At 69.2% G+C, this 20,532-nt stretch carries 18 protein-coding genes; 7 read left to right on the top strand and 11 right to left on the bottom strand.

All coding sequences use genetic code 11. From position 1 onward, the window contains the following. Nucleotides 1-26: 26 nt before the first annotated feature. Complete coding sequence (locus SYV04_RS26985) at nt 27-2,921, bottom strand: hypothetical protein (protein WP_321548791.1); 2,895 nt, start codon at nt 2,919-2,921, stop codon at nt 27-29. Nucleotides 2,922-3,065: 144 nt separating this feature from the next. Here SYV04_RS26985 and SYV04_RS26980 point away from each other — a divergent pair, with 144 nt between their 5' ends. The 3 genes from SYV04_RS26980 to SYV04_RS26970 all read left to right on the top strand — a co-directional run bounded on the left by SYV04_RS26980 (nt 3,066) and on the right by SYV04_RS26970 (nt 5,316). Then, on the top strand, nt 3,066-3,680 hold the full coding sequence (locus tag SYV04_RS26980; protein ID WP_321548790.1) for a hypothetical protein: 615 nt from the start codon (nt 3,066-3,068) through the stop codon (nt 3,678-3,680). Further along, complete coding sequence (locus SYV04_RS26975; protein WP_321548789.1) at nt 3,677-4,714, top strand: DUF2071 domain-containing protein; 1,038 nt, start codon at nt 3,677-3,679, stop codon at nt 4,712-4,714. The genes SYV04_RS26980 and SYV04_RS26975 overlap by 4 nt, the downstream gene beginning before the upstream one ends. Nucleotides 4,715-4,788: 74 nt before the next feature. Continuing rightward, on the top strand, nt 4,789-5,316 hold the full coding sequence (locus tag SYV04_RS26970; protein ID WP_321548788.1) for a hypothetical protein: 528 nt from the start codon (nt 4,789-4,791) through the stop codon (nt 5,314-5,316). A 15-nt stretch (nt 5,317-5,331) separates the two neighbouring features. Here SYV04_RS26970 and SYV04_RS26965 read toward each other — a convergent pair whose 3' ends face one another. From SYV04_RS26965 to SYV04_RS26940, 6 genes are all read right to left on the bottom strand, one after another. After that, nucleotides 5,332-6,249: an OmpA/MotB family protein gene (locus tag SYV04_RS26965; protein ID WP_321548787.1), complete on the bottom strand. Its 918-nt coding sequence runs from the start codon at nt 6,247-6,249 to the stop codon at nt 5,332-5,334. 112 nt (nt 6,250-6,361) lie between these two features. After that, nucleotides 6,362-6,841: an SCO6045 C-terminal-like domain-containing protein gene (locus SYV04_RS26960; protein ID WP_321548786.1), complete on the bottom strand. Its 480-nt coding sequence runs from the start codon at nt 6,839-6,841 to the stop codon at nt 6,362-6,364. Beyond that, on the bottom strand, nt 6,838-7,725 hold the full coding sequence (locus SYV04_RS26955; protein ID WP_321548785.1) for an MbnB/TglH/ChrH family RiPP precursor modification enzyme: 888 nt from the start codon (nt 7,723-7,725) through the stop codon (nt 6,838-6,840). The genes SYV04_RS26960 and SYV04_RS26955 overlap by 4 nt, the downstream gene beginning before the upstream one ends. Beyond that, nucleotides 7,722-8,708, bottom strand: a complete 987-nt coding sequence (locus SYV04_RS26950) for a TIGR04222 domain-containing membrane protein (RefSeq protein WP_321548784.1) — start codon at nt 8,706-8,708, stop codon at nt 7,722-7,724. The genes SYV04_RS26955 and SYV04_RS26950 overlap by 4 nt, the downstream gene beginning before the upstream one ends. Before the next feature lie 68 nt (nt 8,709-8,776). Further along, the gene (locus SYV04_RS26945) at nt 8,777-10,174 is read right to left on the bottom strand and encodes an adenylate/guanylate cyclase domain-containing protein (RefSeq protein WP_321548783.1); all 1,398 of its coding nucleotides are present in this window, start codon (nt 10,172-10,174) and stop codon (nt 8,777-8,779) included. 79 nt (nt 10,175-10,253) lie between these two features. After that, nucleotides 10,254-12,242 carry a patatin-like phospholipase family protein gene (locus SYV04_RS26940; protein ID WP_321548782.1) on the bottom strand — a complete coding sequence of 663 codons (1,989 nt, stop codon included), beginning with the start codon at nt 12,240-12,242 and terminating at the stop codon, nt 10,254-10,256. 172 nt (nt 12,243-12,414) lie between these two features. Between SYV04_RS26940 and SYV04_RS26935 the strand changes: the two genes are divergently transcribed. Next, nucleotides 12,415-12,729 (top strand): CBS domain-containing protein, encoded by a 315-nt coding sequence (locus SYV04_RS26935; RefSeq protein WP_321548781.1) that lies wholly within the window; start codon nt 12,415-12,417, stop codon nt 12,727-12,729. A 216-nt stretch (nt 12,730-12,945) separates the two neighbouring features. Beyond that, nucleotides 12,946-13,620 carry a nucleotidyltransferase family protein gene (locus SYV04_RS26930; protein WP_321548780.1) on the top strand — a complete coding sequence of 225 codons (675 nt, stop codon included), beginning with the start codon at nt 12,946-12,948 and terminating at the stop codon, nt 13,618-13,620. Between the two features lie 52 nt (nt 13,621-13,672). On the opposite strand, the gene SYV04_RS26925 is transcribed toward SYV04_RS26930, so the two are convergent. Both SYV04_RS26925 and SYV04_RS26920 read right to left on the bottom strand, forming a co-directional pair. After that, on the bottom strand, nt 13,673-14,536 hold the full coding sequence (locus SYV04_RS26925; protein ID WP_321548779.1) for a hypothetical protein: 864 nt from the start codon (nt 14,534-14,536) through the stop codon (nt 13,673-13,675). A gap of 83 nt (nt 14,537-14,619) precedes the next feature. Continuing rightward, complete coding sequence (locus SYV04_RS26920; RefSeq protein WP_321548778.1) at nt 14,620-15,468, bottom strand: hypothetical protein; 849 nt, start codon at nt 15,466-15,468, stop codon at nt 14,620-14,622. 154 nt (nt 15,469-15,622) lie between these two features. On the opposite strand from SYV04_RS26920, the gene SYV04_RS26915 reads away from it, so the two are divergent. Next, nucleotides 15,623-16,870 carry an MFS transporter gene (locus SYV04_RS26915; protein WP_321548777.1) on the top strand — a complete coding sequence of 416 codons (1,248 nt, stop codon included), beginning with the start codon at nt 15,623-15,625 and terminating at the stop codon, nt 16,868-16,870. On the opposite strand, the gene SYV04_RS26910 is transcribed toward SYV04_RS26915, so the two are convergent. After that, nucleotides 16,871-17,746 (bottom strand): OmpA family protein, encoded by an 876-nt coding sequence (locus SYV04_RS26910; RefSeq protein WP_321548776.1) that lies wholly within the window; start codon nt 17,744-17,746, stop codon nt 16,871-16,873. Nucleotides 17,747-17,938: 192 nt separating this feature from the next. On the opposite strand from SYV04_RS26910, the gene SYV04_RS26905 reads away from it, so the two are divergent. Next, nucleotides 17,939-18,802, top strand: coding sequence for an HAD family hydrolase (locus SYV04_RS26905; protein WP_321548775.1), 864 nt, complete (start codon nt 17,939-17,941; stop codon nt 18,800-18,802). A 79-nt stretch (nt 18,803-18,881) separates the two neighbouring features. Here the strand turns inward: SYV04_RS26905 and atpA are convergent, their stop codons facing one another. Next, on the bottom strand, nt 18,882-20,429 hold the full coding sequence (atpA, locus tag SYV04_RS26900) for a F0F1 ATP synthase subunit alpha (protein WP_321548774.1): 1,548 nt from the start codon (nt 20,427-20,429) through the stop codon (nt 18,882-18,884). Nucleotides 20,430-20,532 lie beyond the last annotated feature (103 nt).

Raw genomic sequence — 20,532 nt, 5'->3', positions numbered from 1 at the left:
TTCTCTCTATCTCGCGCTGAGGGCGGTTACGGCAGGGCCCCGGTGCTGAGGAACGTAATGGCCTTGGTCTGAGCCTCGGCCGTCACGGCGGGATCCACGAAGTTCAGCAGGAAGCCGTGGCGGTTGACCTTGCCCATCTCAACCGGAGGAGTCGCCGAGCTGACCTGCAGCACGGACACGTCCTTCTTGTCCGCGGCCCGCTCGTTGGCCGCCCGAATGAGCAGCTGCGTTCCCGTGTTCGGCAGGACCTCGTCGTCCGTGATGTAGTGGAAGAGCGCCTGGCGGCTGGCCGGCACCGTGCCGTTCTCCACCTGGTACGCGTAGTTCAAGGGGTCGGCCGGGTCGAGGATCATCTTGGCCAGCCCGAGGAACTGATCGAATTCCGGGGTGCCCACGTTGATGCGGTTCGCGGCCAGGGCCGCCAGGAATCCGTTGCGCTGGGTCGCGAAGGCGCCCGAGGTCATGAGGACGCCGGTCAGGTCTCCACCGGGCACATTGAACACCGCGTTCTTCACGCTCGGCGACACGGAGGTGAACAGGGGGCCCACGATGGAGCCCAGGCTCTGGCCCAGGTAGTTGATCTTGTCGCCGTCGATCGGCCCCGCACTTTTATCGGCGAGCGCGGCGTCAATGCCGCTGCCGGCGAGCACTCGCGTCAGTTGGGCGTGATCGATGGTGTGCTGGCGGAAGTTGTCGCGCGTGGCGAAGAGGTTGGTGAGGTTGAGCAGGTTCCAGCCCGAGATGTACGGGGCATTGGTGTCGGGGTTGAGCTTGAAGCTGCCACCCTCGCACTTCGCATCCGCCATGCAGCGGCCCTGGCCCTGCTGACCGCAGTAGACGTCCCCCGGGATGGGGCCACGAACGTCCTCGCCGCAGCTGGCGCGGAACGTGTCCTCGGTCGCGACACAGCGGCCGAAGCTCGGGCTGGTCGGGCTGGTCTCGCACCGCTGGGTAGCGGCGTTGGCACAGGCCTTGTCCGGCGTGTCGATCAGCGTCCCGTTGTTCTCCTTCTGCCCTGCCGCCGCGCTGAGGCCCACGCAGCTGGTGCGCTCGCCGTGGAAGACGGTGTCGATAGCGACCGTCGCCTGCCCCGCGCCAGCCAGGCCGTTGATGATGGCGAGCGCGTTGTTGCGGTTGCCGGTCAGGCCGTGGCTGAAGATGGTGACCGGGTAGCCAGGGCTTCCCTGTGGGAGAGTTGCTGCGGGCAGCGCCAGCAGGAAGGGGATGCGATCGAACCGGAACTTCGTGGCGTCGGGGTTCAGCGTGCCACCCGTGTTCGTGAGCGCGAAGGGAACGATGATCTGTCCCTCGAAGATCTTGCCGAGGTTACCAGTGGGCAGGCCCCGGGCCTGCATGGCAGCCTTGAAGTTGGTGGTGATCTCAACCAGGTAGGTCGGCGAGTCCGGCATGGCCTGAGCCGGCAGGACCGAGGGAATCGCGTGCAGCGTCTGCAGCGTGGACACCGTGCTCTGCGTGGTGAAGGCCCACGCCAGGGCGATCTTCGAGCGCGGCAGGCCCTGTGCCACCAGCCCGTCGATGAGCGGCTTGAGACCCGCGCGCAGCGGCTCGAGGCCCAGGGCCTGCTCGTCCGTCAGGGCCGACACCGTGCTCTTGCCATCGGCCACCAGCGGGTTGGCCAGGCGCGCCAGCGCGAAGGCCCCCGCGGGCGCCACCTGCCGGCCGCGCTCGTCCTTGAGCGCCGTCGTCATGTACACCGCGTACTGGGACTTCTCATCCAACGGCACCAGCGGCACGAACTGCAGCTGCTGCGGCCCGCTCGTCGCCGTGCCCGTGCAGTTGAAGCACACCGTCACGTTCGGGGCCGTTCCGCCCGGAGTCAGCTTGACGAAGTTGACGTTCTTCTTCGTGGGGTCCGTCTCAGTGAAGCCCAGGGTGTTCGGATCCAGCTTGCTGCCCACGTCGATCGCCCCGGTGGCCGCGCCGTTCTCCGAGACGATGGGCGCCGTGGTGGAGAAGCCATCCAGCGTCTCCAGGCCCGCGAAGAGCTGCTTCTGCAGCTCCGAGGCATCGGCCGGCAGCTCCGGGAAGTCCAGCGTCGCGGTGTTGCCCGAGGGCCGGCGCAGGATGTCGTTCGGGAAGGGAATGACGCTCTTGGCCGGATCGAACGTGAGCTCCGGCTGGTTCATGATGGTGAAGGTCCACATGAGGACGATGTCCTTGCGGGCCACGCCTCGCGTGTTGGCGATGCCGTCCAACACGTCCTTGTAGGAGCGACGCAGCCGCTCCAACTGCAGCGCGCTGGCCGTCTGGTCCGCGATGCGCGCGGCCGGATCCTCCTCGTCCGAGGGGATGATCCCCGTGGTGGCGCGGCAGTCGGGCGCCGTCAGGTCCTCGCAGGTGACCAGCGGCTCCTCGGAGGTGACGAACGCCCACACCGCCGAGCCCACCACGGGCTTGCCGTTCTTGCCCTTCAGCCCGCTCTCACCGCCGATGAGCGCGATCGCGTACTGGCCACCCTTGGACCAGCCCGTGTCGGGAGCGAGGACGGCCAGCGTGTCCGTCTCCTCGTTGTACACGCGCGCCTTGGGCGTCACCTCGGGCTTGGCGATGGCCGTGCCCTTGAGGAGGTCGATGAAGAGCACCGTGTTTTCATTGATGGTGGCCGGATCCAGATCCACCAGCTTCGCGGTGGCCGGCGCGCTCGTCGGGAAGCCGTTGAGCGTGTTGAGGTAATCCCGCGTGAACTCCTGCTCGGCCGCGGAGGCCGACGGGTTGATGGGGGCGTTCACCAGGCCCGTGTCCTGGTTGATCGCCAGATCATTCGGGGTGGGGACGACAGGGGTCTCTGCGGCCGGATCGAACTGGGCGATCACGAAATTGGCGGGCTCGTCCTGCTTGATGTCCGGTGCGCAGGAAGCCCCGCCCAGGGCCATGGCCCCGACGAGCAACAGCTTCTTCATTGTGGGTAACCCCCTCCGAGGTGGAACGACAGAAGGCAGGGTTTGGTAGCACGTTCGAGATCGTGCCGAAAGCAAGAGGCGGTGACGCAGTGAGTCACATGCGATGAGGCAAACCCGCTTTCTCGGGTAGGCTCGCGAATGCGCATGAATCGAGAGGAAGCCGCCGAGGCCCTGCAGCTCATCCGTCGCGTCGTCTCCCAGGCGAGGGACGACACGGCGCTCCAGAACTGGGGCGTCATCTGGATGATCCACGCCTTCACCAACGGCGGAGGCTTCCTGGCCACGCACGCGCTCTACGCGCAGGGCTACCGCAGCCCTGGGCCCTACGCGTTGCTGTGGAGCGCGATTGTTCCGCTCAACCTGATCTCCATCTTCTGGTTGCGGCGGCGCGAGGCGGCCGGGGTGCGCACGTTCATCGAGCGCCAGGTGTGGTCCATCTGGACGACGTGCATGGCGGCGCATGTGCTGGTGGCGCTGTGCAACTGGCTGCTGGGGCTGGAGGTGCTCTTCATGCCCTCGGTGGCGTGCGTGCTCATCGCCATGGCCTTCTCCGTCATGGGCGCCATCATGGGGCGCGCCTGGTACGCGGCCGCGGCGGTGTTCGTGCTCAGCGCGCTGGTGCTGGCGCGCGTGCCGCACCTGGGCTTCGCGGTGCTCGGGGCGCTGTGGTTCGTCACCCAGTTCATCGGCGGGCTGCTGCTGCACCGGGCTCGGCGCAAGCGCCTGGCGGCGGGCGGCGCGGAGGTCCGGCTCGTATGACGATGCCCACGCCGCACGAGCTGGCCGTGTTGGTGGCCCTGTCCATGGAGCCGTTGGGGCTCAAGCGCGCGGCGTTGCTCTGGCGTCTGGAGGGCTCGGGCGTGGCGCGCGAGGCGGGAGAGCGGGCCCTGGTGGCGCTCGCCGGGCGAGGGCTGGTGACGGAGCAGGTGGGCGTGTTGTTGCCCACGCCCGAGGGCCACGCGGTGTTGCGCGAGGTCCATGCGGCGCTGGAGCGCTCGCAGGACGTGAGCCCCTCCACTGCCGGCATGGAGGAGTGCCCCTCGGTGCCCTGGCTCACCCAGGTGCAGACGGTGTGGGTGGAGGCGCTCTCGCTCAACTACGCGGTGACGCCGCACGTGCTCAAGAAGCTGCTGCCCGCGCCGCTGGAGCCGGAGCTGCACCGGGGCACTGCGTGGGTGCAGGTGTTGATGTCCTCGCTGCGGGAGATGCGACCGCAGGGGCTCACGGGGCTGGTGGGCTTCAACTTCTACCAGGTGAGCTACCGCGCGGCGGTGCGCTACCGCAACGCGGAGGGGCGCTGGCGGCGCGGCGGCTACTTCGTGCGCAGCGAGACGAATGATCCGCTGATGCGCCGCATCGGCAACACGCTCATCGAGTTCAAGTTCCACGAGTTCGGCGAGGCGGACATGGTGATGGCTCGCGAGGACGAGCGGCTCACCTTCGCGGTGGACCCTGGCGCGGCTTCTCCGGGAGGCCGGCTGGTGGGCGTGCTGGACACGCGACCGCTGCCGGGCGCGCCCCTGGGCTCGGTGTGGCCGAGCCTGGAGTCGCTGCACGAGCCGCTGGTGGAGTGCTACGACGCCTTCGGCGTGGCGGACGGCTACGTGTACGTGCTCACCATCGACCGGGGACCGTGGAACGCGAGCTTCGTGCGGCCGGTGGAGCTCTATTGCGAGTACATGCAGGACGGGGCACTCAAGGGCCACTCGCGGCTGGACTCGGTGCTGCACCTGCGCGACTGTCCCTACCGCTGGCGCCCGCTGCGGCGCGAGCGCATCCCTGGCTCCGGGTGAGCGCTCCCTCGATTGCCGCTCCCTGAACGGGCAGTCGAGCAGCTTGCGGGGCCTTCACTTACGCTTGGAGTGCCATGAACCGAATGCTCAGTGTCGTTGTCGTCAGCCTCGCGGTCGCGGGGGTAGCTCGGGCGGAAGATGCCTCGGGCCTGTCGTGGATTGCTCCCGCCGAGTGGAAGGTCGGCGAGGAGCGCCCCATGCGCATCGTCACCTACAACATCCCGGCGACGAAGGGAGATACAGAGGGCGCCGAGCTCGCCGTCTTCCACTTTGGCAAGGGCCAGGGCGGCGCCGTGGATGCCAACGTGAAGCGCTGGGTGTCGCAGTTCCAGCGGCCGGATGGCACCTCGGCGGAGAAAGACGCGAAGACGAAGCAGGAGAAGATCGCCGGGCTGCCCGTCACCACGGTGGAAGTGAAGGGCACCTATTCCGGCGGGCCGATGATGGGCCCGGCCACGCCCAAGCCCGGCTCCCGGCTGCTCGGCGCCATCGTCGAGGGTCCCGAGGGCGCCGTCTTCTTCAAGCTCACCGGTCCGGAGAAGACCGTCACCGCGGCGGAGAAGCCCTTCCGCAAGCTGCTCGAGAGCATGAAGAAGAAGTAGCCAGGACTTCCTGGCTCAAGGGCCTCCGGGCTTCGGCGCGGAGGCCGTCTCCGACTTCTTCTCCTCGGTCGGCGCGGTGTTCGTGAGCTCCGCGGCCTTGGAGGCGGCAGCGGGCAGGTCCGGAATCAGGAGGATCTCGATGCGCCGGTTGCGCGCGCGGCTCTTGGGGGTGGCGTTGCTGGCCACCGGGTGCGTGTCCCCGTAGCCCGCCGCCACCAGCCGACGCGCCGGCACCTTCGCCTTCTCCTGGAGGAAGCGCACCACGTTCACCGCGCGCGCCACCGACAGCTCCCAGTTGGTGGGGAAGGTGGCCGCCAGCCGCGACGAGGGAGGGCTGTCATCCGTGTGGCCCGACACCTGGATGCTGCGGCCCTCCACGCCCACGAGCACCGTGCCCAGGCGCGAGAGCACCTCGGCGCCGCGGTCGGTGAGCTTGGCCTCGCCCGAGTCGAAGAGGATCTTGTCCACCAGGTCCACCTGGATGCGGCCCTCGGCCTGGGACAGGCGGATCTCGCCCTCGGCGATCTCCGCCTTCATCTTTTCCTCCAGGTCCGTGTACGTGGCCTTGAGGCGGGCCAGCTCCGCCTCCTTCTCTTGCACCGCCTGGGAGAGCTGGTCACGCTCCGTGGAGAGCTGATCTCGCTCCGTGGAGAGCTGGTCGCGCTCGGTGGACAGCCGCGTCCGCTCCGCGTCGAGCGCCGCCAACTTCTCTTCCAGCGCCTTGTGCGCGAGCTCGGCGGCCTTGGCTCGTTCGTGGGCCTTCAGGGCTTCGGACTCGGCGGTGGCGATGCGCGCCTGGGCCGCGCGGTACGCTCCCAGACCGAAATAGACGAACACTCCCAGCAGGAGCACCACCAGCACCGCCACCACCCAAGGCATCCGTGATGCCCGCTCGCGTGGTTGCTGCTGCTGCTCCCAGAACGAATCCGCCATGTCGCGCCCTGTCTCTGCCGTGGAGTGGAAGGCCGGACCGTAGCGGCACCCGCCGGGGGGGACGCAAGTCGGTTCAGGTAAGTGAGAGTATCCCGGGCCGAGGGCGCCGGGTTCAGAAGGGGAGCCGCAGTCGAAGCACTCGCCCGCCCGGCAGCCGAGCGGCAAGCACTCGCGAGGCGCCCAGCCGTGAGGTTCGCAGTGTAAAGCCTCGCCTCGCCACGAGGCCCTGTTCGGTGAGGCGATAGCGCAACTCGAAGGCGAGCAGCTCCTCGCGGGCGTCCTCGGGGAACGGGCTCACCGTGAGCAGCGCCTGCGCGAACCGGCCTCCGTCGGCCAGGGCGCTGGTCTCCAGGGCCATGGGGTTCTCCCGGGCCCACGCATCGAACCGTGCGCGGAAGGAGTCTCCGAGCGCGGCGGCGAGACGGGGCCACGTGCGCTCGACGCTCCGACGGCGCTTGGCCAGCAGCGAGCGCGCCGCCTCGTGGACGCGCTCCGCGTCGAAGCCAGGAGGAACCGGTGTGCCCTGGGCGAGCGCTCGCGCCAGGGCTGCTTGTGCCTCGGCCAGCCGCTCCCGCGCCTCCCGCGTGCTCATGGCCGGGCCTCCGTGAGTCCGGGAGCCGCCACCGCGTGCCCAGGCGCGCGAGTTGTTCCAGCCTCCCAAGTCGCCACGCCGCGCGCCAGGGCCGCCGAGATGGCCTGGAGCTCCGCGCTCAGCTCCTCCGGAGGGGGGAAGTGGTCGTCACGCTCCAGCAGGGCCGGCACGGGGCCCAGGCGCGCCGCGAGGGCTTCCAGCAGAGCCAGCGGGCCCTCCGGCACCGGGTGCGCGTGGGTGTCGTGGTACAGGCCTCCGTGCCGCATGCCGCCAGCGACGTGGACATAGGCCAGCCGCTCGCGTGGCACGGCGGAGAGCACGGCCGCCGCGTCGGTGCCATGGTTGAGCGCGTTGGCGTGCAGGTTGGCCACATCCAACAGCAGCAGGGCGCTGGTGCGCGAGAGCAGCCCGGAGAGGAACTGCGCCTCCGTGAAGGCGGGCGAGGGCCACTCGAACAGGGTGGCGATGTTCTCCAGCGCCAGGGGGACGGGCAGTGCCGCCTGGGCCAGGCGTACGTTCTCCGCGAGGATGTCGAGCGCCTCGTCGCCGCGAGGCACGGGCAGCAGGTGACCGGACTCGATGCCGCCCGCGCGCACGAAGGCCACGTGCTCGCTCACACACACCGCGCCCAGCCGCTCGGCGAGGCGCGCCAGTGTGTCCAGGCGCCGCGCCTCCGGAGGCTCCGCGCCGCCCAGGCTCAGCGAGACCGCGTGCAGCACCACGGGGACACCGCGCTCCTTCAGGCGCAAGAGCGGCACGGGCAGCGGCGCGGTGGGGTTCAGGTGCTCGGCCAGCACCTCCACGAAGCCCAGCCCCGCGTCCTGATCGATGCGGTGCGCGAGCTGTCGCCGCCAGCCGAGGCCCACCCCCGACAGCGGCTTCAATCGCTGCTCCCTCCGCTGCTGCAGCCTCCGCAACTGCTGCTGCTGCTGCTACAGCTGCTGCTGGAGTCACTGCTGCTGCTGCTACAGCTGCTGCTGGAGTCACTGCTGCTGCTACAGCTGCTACTGCTGCTGAAGAGGCTGGTGTCACTGTCGTAGTCAGTGCCGCAGCCGTCCGCGCCACTGTCCACGCTGGCGCCTCCCGTGCTCGCGGGCTGCAGGTACCGCCGCAAGGGTTCCATCTGGCTGGCGGCCATGGCCGAGGTGCCAAAGAGGGCCACCGCCAGCGCCACCTCCGTGCCGCTCAGCGTGGGCAGGCTCCCCTCGGTGGCGGCGGTGGTGCGCAGGGGCTCGTGCTTGGACACGAGGCTTTTCAGCGTCTTGTCCCCCAGGGGAGTCCGGCCGATCTTCATCTTGAAGATGCTCACGAAGCCGATGAGGCCCAGGATGAGGAGGAAGAACAGGATGCCCACGGGCCGGTCCCTCACCAGCCCCAGGGCGAGCTTCGCGGCGCCCAGGGCCAGCACGGCGCCGAACACGATGGCCGGCACGCGCCGCTTCTCGTGAGCCTCCTTCGCGTCCACCAGCAGGCCCTTGCGGACGAGCTGCTCTCGCAGCGGCTCCGCTTCGGTCTGGAGGATGTTGGCCAGCTCGGAGCGCGCCAGGCTCCGCCCACGCGCGGCCCGATGCACGCTCTGCTCCAGGCGTGTCATGCCCGAGGGAGGCTTGGTGCTGGGGAACAGCTCCTCGTCCTGGATCAGGAACACCCCGCGGTGGACGAGCGAGGCGGTCACCGCGTCACGAAACGTCTTGAAGCCCTTGAGCAGGGCGACCTCGTAGGGCTCCAGGCGTTGGGCAATGGCGTCCGGAGCCGCGTCGGACTGCTGGGAGGGCCGACGCAGTCCCCACGCCACCACGTAGCCCACCACCATCAGAGGCACATACATCAGGAGGAACTGCGTGCCGCTCCAATCCAGAGGGTTCATGGTCTCTCCGTGAGGGGAGCATAGAAGGGAGCCCGTGCCTCCGCCGTCACGCGGGCCCATTGTCACTCCTATGTCACCAGGGTGTCACGGGGGTGTGGAGCCTCCTCCCCTCCGCGCACCTCCGGCGCCGAGTGGGCATCGGGCAGGCCGTACAGCTCCAACGCCGCCCGGCGGCCCTTGACCTGGGCTGTTCCCAGAGCCCGGCAGCGGGCCTGCAACGCGGCGGGCAGCCGGGAATACAGCGCGCTGGTGACGAGGATGGGGTGGCCGTACTGCTTCGTCAGCGACTCCACGCGCGAGGCGGTGTTGACGGCATCGCCGATGACGGTGAAGTCCTTGCGCTGCTCGCTGCCGATGGCGCCCAGCACCACCTCGCCCACGTGCAGGCCGATGCCGGTGTCGAAGGCCGTACGCCCCTCCCGCCACCAGCGCGTGTTGAGCGCGTGCAGCCGCTGGCGCATCTGCTGCGCCGCCTCCAGCGCGGAGGCGCTCGGGTTCTCCAGCGGCACCAGCCCTCCGAAGGTCGCCATCACCGCATCCCCGATGAACTTGTCGATGATGCCGCCATGCTCGGTGATGGCGCCCACCATCGCATCGAAGTAGGCGTTGAGGCGCTCGACGATCTCCTCGGGAGCGGCGGTCTCGCTGTACTCGGTGAAGCCGCGCAGATCCGAGAAGAGGACCACCACCTCCTTGCGCTCGCCGCTCTGGGCGTGGGGGTCCTTGAGCAGGCGTTCCTTGACCTCCTCGCTGACGTACTGCCCGAAGAGCCGACTCAAAAGGTTCTTCTGGCGCTCCTCTCGCAGCACGCGCTCCACCAGCCGCCGCGTCACCACGGCGAGCGCCGCCAGGGTAATCCCACCGAAGAAGATCATCAGCGACTTGAAGCTGTTGATGGAGGTGCTGGTGAACTCCTGCACCAGCATCGGGTCCGGCGCGGAGATGGTCCGCAGCCCGTTCCGAGCGAGCAGGAAGCAGCCCTGGTAGCTGACGGCGGCCACCACGCTGGCCACCGCCGAGAGCCGGAAGTCGAAGAGGAAGCCCGCGACGGCCAGGGTGACGAAGTAGAGGTGCGAGATGGGGCCGGCGATGAACGTGGCGGCGCCCGAGGGCATGAGCGCGTGGCTCATCAGGAAGAAGACGGTGGGCAGGGACACGAAGGGCAGCAGCACGGCCCAGGCCCTCCACCCATGCACCCGCTCGCGGCGCGCCAGCAGGTACAGCGCGCTGCACGACACGATGCACAGCAAGCAGAACAGCACCGGCACGTGCATGCCCTGGATGAGCCCCGCCCACATCAGGACGGGGATGACCGTCGCGCCGGTCACTGCGGGCATGAGCGCGGCGAGGGCGCCTTTGCGCAGCGCCGCGTTGGCTTCGGAGACCAGGTGCCGTTGCAGCACGGAGGCATCATCGCTGCCTCCGTGGGAGAGGTTGCGGACGGTGGACTCCTGCTTCTGCTCCATTGCTGCGCGGCTCCTGGGAGGGGGCGTGGCCATGGGGACGTGGCCCTACCCCTAGCATCCCATTCGCTGCTGACAGTGCCTAGAAGGGCAGCCAGTCCGGCTTGACGCTGCGGGGGTTGGTCACCGCGTGGGCCAGCTGCGCCTTGAGGTCGCCGTAGGCCAGGTGGTCCAGGTACATGGCCTCGATCTTCTTCTGGCCCAGCTTCAGGTCCGACTTCTTGCCGGTGGATGTGTTGTGGGCCACCAGGTTGTCTCCACCATTATAGGAGATCTGGTAGTTCTGCCCGTTCACCGTCACCTGCTCGTTGAAGCGCAGGTTCTGCGGAATGGACGTGGTGACGTTGGCGCCGCGCGAGCCCGGTACGCGCATGTCGTCCATGAAGTCCTTGAGGAAGTCGCGCGTCACCTGGCGCGTCTGCGTGTCGAGGACGGGGTCCACCTTCGCGTCGTAGCCGAAGCCCAGCATGCTGTTGCTCTGCTTGGGGTTGTCCAAGTTCCACGTGGGCAGGCTCAGCATGAACTGGTTGGCGCCCGGCTGCGTGCGGTCCCGGAAGTCGGCGGCGCCCGTCGCGTTGTCCTTGAGGAACGTGTAGCCGTTGACGGCGCTCCACAGCAGGTTGGTGGTGTCGAGCTGGCCGGTGGGCAGCGGCTTCGCCGTGCCGACGGCGTTGGACGGGTGGTTCTCGTCCGGGCTCACCAGCGCCGCGCCGATCTGCGGCAGGTTGTGCTTGCCGTAGCCCATGGGGAGGTTGTCCAGCGAGCCACCATCGGTCAGGTGGATGCTGCGGCCCGTGGTGGGGTCCACCACCTGCACCGGCTCGAACACGCCCGGAATCGCCATGGAGGCGCGCATCGCCAGCGCCACCGGGGTGTCCGGCGTCGTCTCCTGGCTGAAGACGAAGATGCGGTCCTTGTTGGTGGGGAAGCCGTTGGGCGCCGCGCTGTCGTACGCCTTGGCGGCCACCAGCTGCAGCGGCACCTTCAGGTCCGCGAAGGTGACGGGGCGGTCCTTGATGCCGGTCAGCTCACGCAGCTTCTGGTCGAACAGCTCATAGGCGTTGTTGCCGTTGAGCAGTCCGCCATCCTTCATGTCCAGGTCGAAGTCGTAGAGCTGCTGCAGCCGAGGGTCCTTGGCGATGTCTTCAATCTGCTTGGGCGAGGCGCCCGTGGCCGCGAACGCCGCCGCGATGGAGCCTGCCGAGGTGCCCGTCAGGCTCACCGGCACCACGCCCAGCTGCTGCATCTCCGAGAGCATCGCCGCGTAGCGCTTGCCCTTGCCGCCACCGCCCTGCAGGGACATGTGGACGCCGATCGGCTTGCCATCCTGTACCGGCATGCCCAGCTCGGCGCGGCGCGCGGCCACCTCCTGCTGGTACGCCTTGGCCTGCGCGGCCCCGTCCGGCTTGCCGCCGAAGAGGAAGTCCAGCGGCTCGGGCGGCTTCGTCACCGGCGTGCCCGTGGGCAGCCGCGAGGCGGACATCTGCCCGCCGGGCAGCTCCTTGCCCATGAACTGAGGGTCCACCCACATGGCGCCCGGCTTCGGCGCGGTGGTCCGCGTGTAGCCGTACTTGGAGGTGAGCTCCCCTTCCGCCTTGGCCAGCGCCGCCTTCACCTCGGCGTGGCGCGGGTGGCTGGGGGGCACCAGCTCCAGCTCCGTGGCCAGCGCGCGCACCTTGGACAGCGTCTCCCGGAAGTTCTGCGTCTGCCCCACCAGCTGCTTGGCCTCGTCGTCGCGGATCTTCTGCGGCACCACGCGCTCGAGCACCTTGCGCACCTGGCTCAGGTCCACGCTCAGCAGCTTGTCGAGCGGGATCTGCAGCGGATTGCCGGTGAGGGTGATGCCCTCCCATGGGGCCTTGCCGGCCGCCGCGGGGTTGGGCAGCGAGGGCAGCTTCGCCTCGAAGGTGTCGACCAGCCGGTCCACGCCCTTGTCGACCTGCTGTGCCACGCGCTGCAGGCCCTGGCCGAGGCGGGCCAGGGGGTGGGTGACTTCGTTCTTCTGGGGCGCCTGGGTGTCCGAGCTTCGCCGCGGCGAGCTGGGAGAAGGCGGGTTCAGTTTGACGGACATGCGGAGGCTCCGGTCCGGATTCGTTCGATCAATGGATCAGCTTGTCCCCATTATCCTCCGGAGCTTGTCGGATGTTGTGTCAGACCAGTAGTCAACAGTCCCACACGCTCGGCAAGCGAATTGCTTGAAGGGACTGGGAGACCCAGACCGGGGTCCTCTCGTGGAGGTTGGCGTGGCCAAGTGCGTCAGGCGTGATGAGTCCCTCATCTCTCGTGCAATCACCTTGTTTCCAGGGGATACGGTGCTCGCTGCACTACAGGTGATGCAGCGGTACGCACTGGCGGTGCTGCCGGTGGTGGATGAAGAACGCGGGGAGCTGGTCGGCGAGGTGACGGAGGCGGAGCTTTGCCGCGTCGCGTCACGGCTGCCGCTGATCCCCATCGCTGAAGTTTTGACCGCCAAGGCGCTCGGCGGGCAGGAAGTTACGACCGGGGTGGCCGAAGGGTGGCAGGTGGCCCTGGAAGGCGAGCACGCCTGGCTGCACTGAGCCGGGCGGCGGGGGGGATGAAGCCGGGCGGAGCGGCCATCTGGTGGCTCGTAGACGTAGCACCGACCCCATCCCACCTCTTATCGAACATCGCCGCATCGGGAGTGCAGGCTTCCGAACGGCTCGCCCTTGAGGGTGGGCTGCAATCTAGCGAGGAAGCACCAGCCTCATACACGGTGCCCCCCAGTGTGCATGGGGCGTGAGGAGGCTGTGGATATGAAGGCAGTGGCGATCATCCTCGCTGCGGGCGAGGCCCGGCGGATGTCCCACCCCAAGGCGCTCATCGAGCACGAGGGGGGGAGGAGCTTCCTCCAGTCACTCGCGTCCACCTTTGGCAAGGCGGGCTGCGCGGTGCTGGGGGTCATTGGCAAGGACGGGGAGGCGGTGCGGGAGCAGCACCCGACGCTGAACCTGGTGGAGAGCCCTCGGTGGCAGGAGGGGCCCATGGCGTCCATCCAGGCGGGCATGGCGGCCGCGCTGGAGGAGGGCGCGGACGTGGTGCTCCTGCACCCGGTGGACATGCCCGCGGTGCGGGCCTCGACGCTCAAGTCCCTGCTCAAGGTGGTGGGGGACTCGGACGAAGGGCTGCGGCCTGAGTTCGAGAGCGCGCCGGGCTACCCGGTGGTGCTCTCTCGCGCGGCGGCGGAGCGACTGATGTCGGGAGGCCCCATGCAGCTGGATGCGGCGCTCCAGGGTGTGAAGCTGCGGCGCGTGCCGGTGAAGGACCCGGGCGTGGTGGTCAACATCAACACGCCGGAGACGTACGAGCGGCTCTTCGGGATGCAGCCGAAGCTGGCGCCTCCGCCCAAGCGGCGTGGGAAGAAGCCCGCTTCATCCGGAATGTCGATGTCGTCCTCCGGCATCGAGATGTCCGCCTCGCCGGACGAGTAAGGCTGGCGGACCTGGGGCCCTCTCCCGGGGGAGTCGGGAGAGGGGTACGGGGCTAGAAGAAGACGCCCACGCCGAAGTAGGGGCCGTTGAAGACGTCGCGGTGAACCACGCCGTCCACGAGGCCGGCGTCATCCAGCACGAGCGCCCGCCAGCCGGCGCGCAGCACCCACGGGTAGGGCTTCCAGGCGAGTCCTGCCTGGGCGTCGAGCTGCCGGTAGGGGAGCGGGGTGACCTGCACGCGCGACTCGAAGTCCAGCGCGTGGACGAGCCGTGCGTCGAACGACGTGCCGAGGCTGGGGCCCGTGACGATGAGGCTCGGGGCGCGGGCGGTGCTGATGCCCGCCTCCACGCGCCAGTGCAGGCGTTGCGCGGCGACCAGGGCGTAGGTCAGGTGCGCGCCGGCCACGGTGATGCCGTCCGTGCCCTCCGTCCCATCATCGGTGGGCAGGCTCAAGCCCGTCACGCGCCCGTCCAGGCCCAGGCGCTCACCCTCGACGGCGAGGAAGAGGTCCAATCCCGCGCCACCGCCCATGGGTCCGCCACCGATGCCGAAGCGGAGGAAGCGGTAGACGGAGCTTTCGCGCTCGGCGATGACAGCGGAGGCCCTCGCCGCGTACTCGGGGTCCGGCGGCGGGCTCACGTAGTAGGTCGGCGCGGGCTGCTCGACGATGACGACGTGCTGCTGCGGCGGCGGGGGAGGCGGCGGAGGAGGAGAGTGGCTGCCCACGCCCGAGGCGTCATGCACCTGGCTGGGGTTCCGCCGCTCCTGCTTCTTGTCGTCCTTGTCCTCCTTGTCCTCCTTCTTCTCGGAGTCACTGGAGGGGGAGCGCTTACCGAAGCGGGCCTCGGCTTCCGAGGCGGAGAAGAGCAGGCTCGCGGCGAGCGCGGCGCAAAGCAGGTTCCTGAAATCGAGCACGACCAGCTCCTGGGGGTGGGCTTCGTATCGAAGTCAGGAGGATGGACGGCTGCCTACTCCCTTTATTCAGGGAGCGGGGTGGCTCAGAAGGCGAAGCCGAGGCCGAGATACGGGCCCGTGAAGGCGTCTCGATTCACCACGCCGTCCACCAGGCCGTTGTCGTCCAGGTAGAGGCCGCGCCAGCCGCCGCGCACCACCAGCGTGTTGAAGTGGAGCGCCAGTCCGGCGTGCGCGTCGAGCTGTCGATAGGGGTAGGGCGTGCCCTGCAGGCGCAGCTCCACATCCAGCGGGCCGACGATGCACCCCTCGAACGAGAGGGCCATGCTGGGGCCCGCGACGATGAGGTCCGGGGCGTGCGCGCTGCTGATGCCGCCCTCCAATCGGAAACGCGCCTTGGGGTGGGAGATCACCGCAGCGGTGAGGTGCAGATTCGTCAGGGTGATGTTGTCGGTGCCCGAGGTGCCGTCATCCGTGGGGAGGATGAGCGCCAGGGCCCGCCCGTCCACGCCGATCCGGTCGCCCTCGATGGCGAGGTAGGCGCCCAGCCCGGCGCCCTGGCCGAAGGCCCCGCCGTCCACGCCCACCCGCAGCAGGAGTGGAGACGCCTCGGACGACGAGGACGTCACCTCGCCGGAGGGCGACGAGTAGCTGCGCGAGGGGCGCGAGTCGAGAAGGATGGAGAACAGCAGGTCCACCAAGAACGAGCCCGAGGAGCTACGGAAGCGCGGGGCGTCGCTGTGGCGGCGCTCGCTCTTGTGGTCATCGTCGTCATCGTCGTCGTCGTCGCCCACCGCCGAGGCGTCATGCTCGTGGTCGTCCTTGGAGGACTCACTGGAATCGGAGCGCTTGCCGAAGCGCGCTTCCGCGCTCGTGGCCGACAGGAGAACGCCGATGGTGAGCACGGCGCACAGCAGGTTTCGGATGGACGGCACGGTCCAACTCCTGGGGCAGGGGGGCCGCCATGGTTCGGCCTGGCGCACGGACGGGGGACTGCCGGGAATATTTAAACCGTAACGCCGGCCAGGCAGGCAAGCCACCCACCCTGCGGTGCTGGTAGGGCGCGCCCATGGCGGATATGTGGGGCGCATGGACAGCGCCACAGCGGCTCCCTCCCGCTCCGCCTTCGCGCACCGCGACTTTCGTCTCTACCAGGCGGCCCGCATCTTCATGACGCTGGGCGTGCAGATGCAGTCGGTGGCCGTGGGCTGGCATGTCTACAGCCTCACCCACCGCGCGCTGGACCTGGGGTATGTGGGTCTCGCACAGTTCCTCCCCATCCTGCTGTTGTCACTGGTGACGGGGGACACGGCGGATCGCCATGACCGGCGCGGCATCCTCATGTGCTGCTACGCCACCATGGTGGTGGGCGCACTGCTGCTCTTCGGGCTCACGTGGGCCGGAGTGACCCAGACCTGGCCGCTCTATGTCGTGCTGGTGCTGGTGGGCACCGCGCGCGCGTTCGCCGGTCCCGCGGGCCAGTCGCTCGTGGCCCACCTGGTTCCCCCTCAGCACCTCTCGAGCGCCGTGGCGTGGAACTCCTCCATCTTCCAGGCGGGCACCATCGTCGGTCCCACGGTGGGCGGGCTGCTCTATGACGTGGTGCATGCCAAGGGCGTGTACGCCACGTGCGCCGTGATGATGGTGGGGGCCTTCACCATGCTGGCGCTGATGCGGGTGCGCACCGGGCGCATGGAGCAGGCCGCCCCCTCGTGGCAGCGGCTGCTGGCGGGGCTGAGCTACGTGTGGCGACAGAAGGTGGTGCTGGGCGCCATCTCCCTGGACCTGTTCGCGGTGTTGCTCGGGGGCGCCACGGCGCTGATGCCCATCTACGCCCAGGACATTCTCCAGACCGGGCCGTGGGGGCTGGGGATGCTGCGCAGCGCGCCAGCGGTGGGTGCGGCCCTCATCGCCGCCGCGCTGGCCCTCTTCCCCCTGCGGCGCAACGCGGGGGTGATGATGCTGGCGTGCGTGGGGCTCTTCGGGCTGGCCACGGTGGTGTTCGGGGTGTCGCGCAGCCTGGCCCTCTCGGTCGTGGCGCTGGGGGTGATGGGCGCCGCGGACATGGTGAGCGTGGTGGTGCGGCAGACGCTGGTGCAGCTGGCCACCCCACCGGAGATGCGCGGCCGGGTGAGCGCCGTGAACATGGTGTTCATCGGTGCCTCCAACGAGCTGGGCGACTTCGAGTCAGGCCTCACCGCCGAGTGGTTCGGAGTGGTGCCCGCAGTGGTGCTCGGAGGCGTGGGCACCGGCATCGTGGTGGTGCTGTGGGCGTGGCTCTTCCCGGAGCTGCGCCGCATCGCCCGCCCCGACGACGTGAGGCCGCTGAGCGGTTGATCAGCGCCGCGCCGTCTTCTTGCCCGCCTGGCCGCGCGCCTCCGCCTTGGCCGGAGCGGGGGGCGGGGCGGGAGGAGTGGCCGCCACCAGGGCCGCCGGAGGCAGGGGCATGGGCGAGAGCGTCAGCTCCAGGCGCCGGTTGCGCAGGCGGTTCTGCGGCGAGTCCGAAGGCACCACGGGCCGGAAGGAGGCCTGGCCGGTGGCGCTCAGCCGCTCGGGAGCCATGCGCGTGGGGCCCTCCAGGAGCGAGCGCACCACGGTGGTGGCGCGCGCGGTGGACAGCTCCCAGCTCGTCCCCGCCGGGCCCGCGGTGGCGGCCGGTGGCAGCTCATCCGTGTGGGAGACGATGGCCACCGCGTGCCCGTCCACTCCGGCCAGCACGTTCCCCACGCGCGTGAGCACCTCCACGCCTCGAGGCGTCAGGGCCGACTGGCCCGGCTCGAAGAGGAGCCGCTCGGACAATTCCAGGCGCAGGGACTCGGGGGGAACGGTGTCGAGCCAGGCATCTCCCACCGCCAGCTCGTCCTTGAGCTTTGTTACCAGGCTCTGCCGGGCGGCCTCGCGTCGGAGCATCTGCGCCTCCGTCTCCCGCGCCTTCCGGGCCTCGCCGTCGCGCTGGGTGGTGACGCCCGTCTGTTGTTGCTCCAACAGCCGCAGCCGGCGCTCCATGCTGGAGCGTAACACCTGGAGCTCGGCCACCCGCGCCTCGGACTCGATGGCCTCCTGCTCGAGCTGGGCGTTGCGCGCCGTCAGCGCGGAGATGGAGCGCGAGGTCATCCACCCCCCTCCCACCACCACCACGCCCGTCCCCGCCAGCAGCGCCCACGGCAGCCATGCCCGGCGTCGCCGCTTCGCTGCGCTTGGGGCATGTTCCACGCCGGGCCTCCATTCCAGATTGTTGGAGTTCCAACGCTACCGGCTCTCCGGGGGTGGGCCTCAAGGCGCGAAGGTCCGTGCCGCGGTGTGTCGAGAGGCGCGTCCAACCGTACACGTCACCCCGGCCTCTTCGCGGCAGAGGGTAGGACGTGGTATCCGATTCGCCCGACTTGTGAGGAGCGCGTAAGAGGCATGGGCATTCGGTGCGTGGTGTTGGACTTCGATGGGACCTTCACGGATGTGGCCGCGGAGGGCGCCCCCTTCGTTCGCCACTACAAGAGCCACCTGGCCAGGGTGCTAGGCCAGGACGAGGGCACCGTGGAGGCGGCCTGGCAGGAAGAGGAGGCCGCGGTCATCGCCGGCGCCCAGGCCTTCGGCTGGGACGTGGGCGGTCGGGTGGTGGCTCCCGCCACGGCGGACCCCTACCTGTTGTCCAACTGCGTGGCGCGCCAGTTGATGGACCGCTACGGCGTGCTGCCCGACCCCTCCGAGCGCCACGAGACGCTCCAGGAGATGTACCGCGAGGCCTACAAGCTCACCGGCATGGCCTTCAAGTCCGAGGCCAAGGAGGTGCTGGAAGCGCTGCTCGCCACGCAGCTGCCCGTGTGGGTGGTGACCAACGCGCACACCGACCTGGTGGACGCCAAGCTCACCAAGCTCGCCCCCAAGGGCCGCGAGCGGCTCAAGGTGCTGGGCGATGCGCGCAAGTACCTCATCGAGGAGCCGCAGCCCGTGGACGCGCGCTTCTCGGCCGTGCCGGACACGGTCTCCTTCGACAAGGGGCTGCTGCCCCGTCCCGTGTACCTGCGCCGAGGCCGGTACTACGAGGCCCTGCGCTCCATCTGGAAGGAGACGGGCACCGAGCCCGAGGCCACCCTGGTGGCGGGCGACATCTACGAGCTGGACCTGGCGCTGCCCGCCGCGCTCGGGGCGCACGTGCAGTTCGTCTCGCGCGAGAACGCGCTGCCCTACGAGCTGAAGGCCGTGGAGCAGCTCGGCCCTCGGGGTGGCGTGGACCGCAGCCTGCGCGCCATCCTCCCCCGGGTGCGCGCCTAACACCCGGAAGCACGAAGCCCCGCCTCCCTTTCGGGAGCGCGGGGCCTCATGGAACTTCAGCCTGGGAAGGCGCCGGTGCTTAGGCCTTGGCGCCCGCCGTGGCCTGGAACACCTCGTTGAACTCGGCGATGGCCTTGTTCAGCGCGGTCTTGATGTCGCCGCTCAGCTCGCGCTTGGTGGCGAGGTCCTTGGGCAGCTGCGGGTGCTTGCCGTCCACGAACTCGATGAACTCGCGCATCCAGCGCGGCACGTCCGACACCGGCACGTGGCGGATCCACCCGCGCTTGTTCGCGTCGTCCTTGTTCGTCGCCGCGTAGATCTGCATCACCTGCTTCTCGACGGGCATCGGCTCGTACTGGCCCTGCTTCAGCAGCTCCACCAGACGGGCGCCGCGCGCCAGCGTCTCCTGCGTCGCCTTGTCGAGGTCCGAGCCGAACTGCGCGAAGGCCGCCAGCTCGCGGTACTGCGCCAGCTCCAGCTTCATGGAGCCTGCCACCTGCTTCATGGCCTTGATCTGCGCCGCCGAGCCCACGCGCGACACCGAGAGACCGACGTTGATCGCCGGGCGAACGCCGGAGAAGAACAGGTCCGTCTCGAGGAAGATCTGCCCGTCGGTGATGGAGATGACGTTCGTCGGGATGTAGGCGGACACGTCACCGGCCTGCGTCTCGATGATGGGCAGCGCGGTGAGCGAGCCGGCGCCCTCGGCGTCCGACAGCTTCGCGGCGCGCTCCAGCAGGCGGCTGTGGATGTAGAACACGTCGCCCGGGTAGGCCTCGCGTCCCGGCGGCCGGCGCAGCAGCAGCGACAGCTGGCGGTAGGCCACGGCCTGCTTGGACAGGTCGTCGTAGATGATGAGCGCGTGCATCTTGTTGTCGCGGAAGTACTCGCCCATCGTCACGCCCGTGTACGGCGCGAAGAACTGCATGGGCGCCGGGTCCGAGGCGTTGGCGGCCACCACCGTGGTGTACTCCATGGCGCCGAACTTGGTGAGCTTGTCCACCACCTGCGCCACCGTGGACTGCTTCTGCCCAATCGCCACGTAGATGCAGAAGACGCCCTGGCTCTTCTGGTTGATGATGGTGTCGATGGCGACGGCCGTCTTGCCCGTCTGGCGGTCACCGATGATGAGCTCGCGCTGACCGCGGCCGATCGGCACCAGCGCGTCCAGCGCCTTGATGCCCGTCTGCAGGGGCTCGTGAACGCTCTTGCGCTTCACGATGCCGGGGGCCTTGATCTCCAGGCGGCGGTTCTCCGAGCCCTGGATGGGGCCCTTGCCGTCCAGCGGCTCGCCGAGCGCGTTCACCACGCGGCCCAGCAGGCCCTTGCCCACGGGCACCGAGGCGATCTGCGCGGTGCGCTTGACGCTGTCGCCCTCGCGGATGTCCTTGAAGTCACCCATGATGGCGACGCCGACGTTGTCCTCCTCGAGGTTGAGCACCAGGCCCTTCACCCCGTTGGTGAACTCCACCAGCTCACCGGCCTGCACGCCCTCGAGGCCGTAGACGCGGGCGATACCGTCGCCCACGGAGAGCACGGAGCCGGTCTCGGCGACGGTGACCTTCTTGCCGTAGTCCTTGATCTGCTCCCGGATGATTCTGCTGATCTCGTCGGCGCGGATTTCCATGTGCGTCCAGAGTCCTTCGGGTAGGGCGGCCCACAGCCGCCAGGAAAGCGAAAACGGGCCCCCCTTACCACGCACCTCCCAGCGCCGCAACGCGATCGGCCAG

The organism is Hyalangium ruber, assembly GCF_034259325.1.
Taxonomy (GTDB): domain Bacteria; phylum Myxococcota; class Myxococcia; order Myxococcales; family Myxococcaceae; genus Hyalangium_A; species Hyalangium_A rubrum.
This window is presented reverse-complemented; position numbering and strand designations above follow the sequence as displayed.

Bases quoted from the DNA above. Each gene is read 5' to 3' on its own strand.
- SYV04_RS26985 (WP_321548791.1), bottom strand. From the start codon at position 2,921: ATGAAGAAGCTGTTGCTCGTCGGGGCCATGGCCCTGGGCGGGGCTTCC.
- SYV04_RS26980 (WP_321548790.1), top strand. From the start codon at position 3,066: ATGAATCGAGAGGAAGCCGCCGAGGCCCTGCAGCTCATCCGTCGCGTC.
- SYV04_RS26975 (WP_321548789.1), top strand. From the start codon at position 3,677: ATGACGATGCCCACGCCGCACGAGCTGGCCGTGTTGGTGGCCCTGTCC.
- SYV04_RS26970 (WP_321548788.1), top strand. From the start codon at position 4,789: ATGAACCGAATGCTCAGTGTCGTTGTCGTCAGCCTCGCGGTCGCGGGG.
- SYV04_RS26965 (WP_321548787.1), bottom strand. From the start codon at position 6,249: ATGGCGGATTCGTTCTGGGAGCAGCAGCAGCAACCACGCGAGCGGGCA.
- SYV04_RS26960 (WP_321548786.1), bottom strand. From the start codon at position 6,841: ATGAGCACGCGGGAGGCGCGGGAGCGGCTGGCCGAGGCACAAGCAGCC.
- SYV04_RS26950 (WP_321548784.1), bottom strand. From the start codon at position 8,708: ATGAACCCTCTGGATTGGAGCGGCACGCAGTTCCTCCTGATGTATGTG.
- SYV04_RS26945 (WP_321548783.1), bottom strand. From the start codon at position 10,174: ATGGAGCAGAAGCAGGAGTCCACCGTCCGCAACCTCTCCCACGGAGGC.
- SYV04_RS26940 (WP_321548782.1), bottom strand. From the start codon at position 12,242: ATGTCCGTCAAACTGAACCCGCCTTCTCCCAGCTCGCCGCGGCGAAGC.
- SYV04_RS26930 (WP_321548780.1), top strand. From the start codon at position 12,946: ATGAAGGCAGTGGCGATCATCCTCGCTGCGGGCGAGGCCCGGCGGATG.
- SYV04_RS26915 (WP_321548777.1), top strand. From the start codon at position 15,623: ATGGACAGCGCCACAGCGGCTCCCTCCCGCTCCGCCTTCGCGCACCGC.
- SYV04_RS26905 (WP_321548775.1), top strand. From the start codon at position 17,939: ATGGGCATTCGGTGCGTGGTGTTGGACTTCGATGGGACCTTCACGGAT.
- atpA (WP_321548774.1), bottom strand. From the start codon at position 20,429: ATGGAAATCCGCGCCGACGAGATCAGCAGAATCATCCGGGAGCAGATC.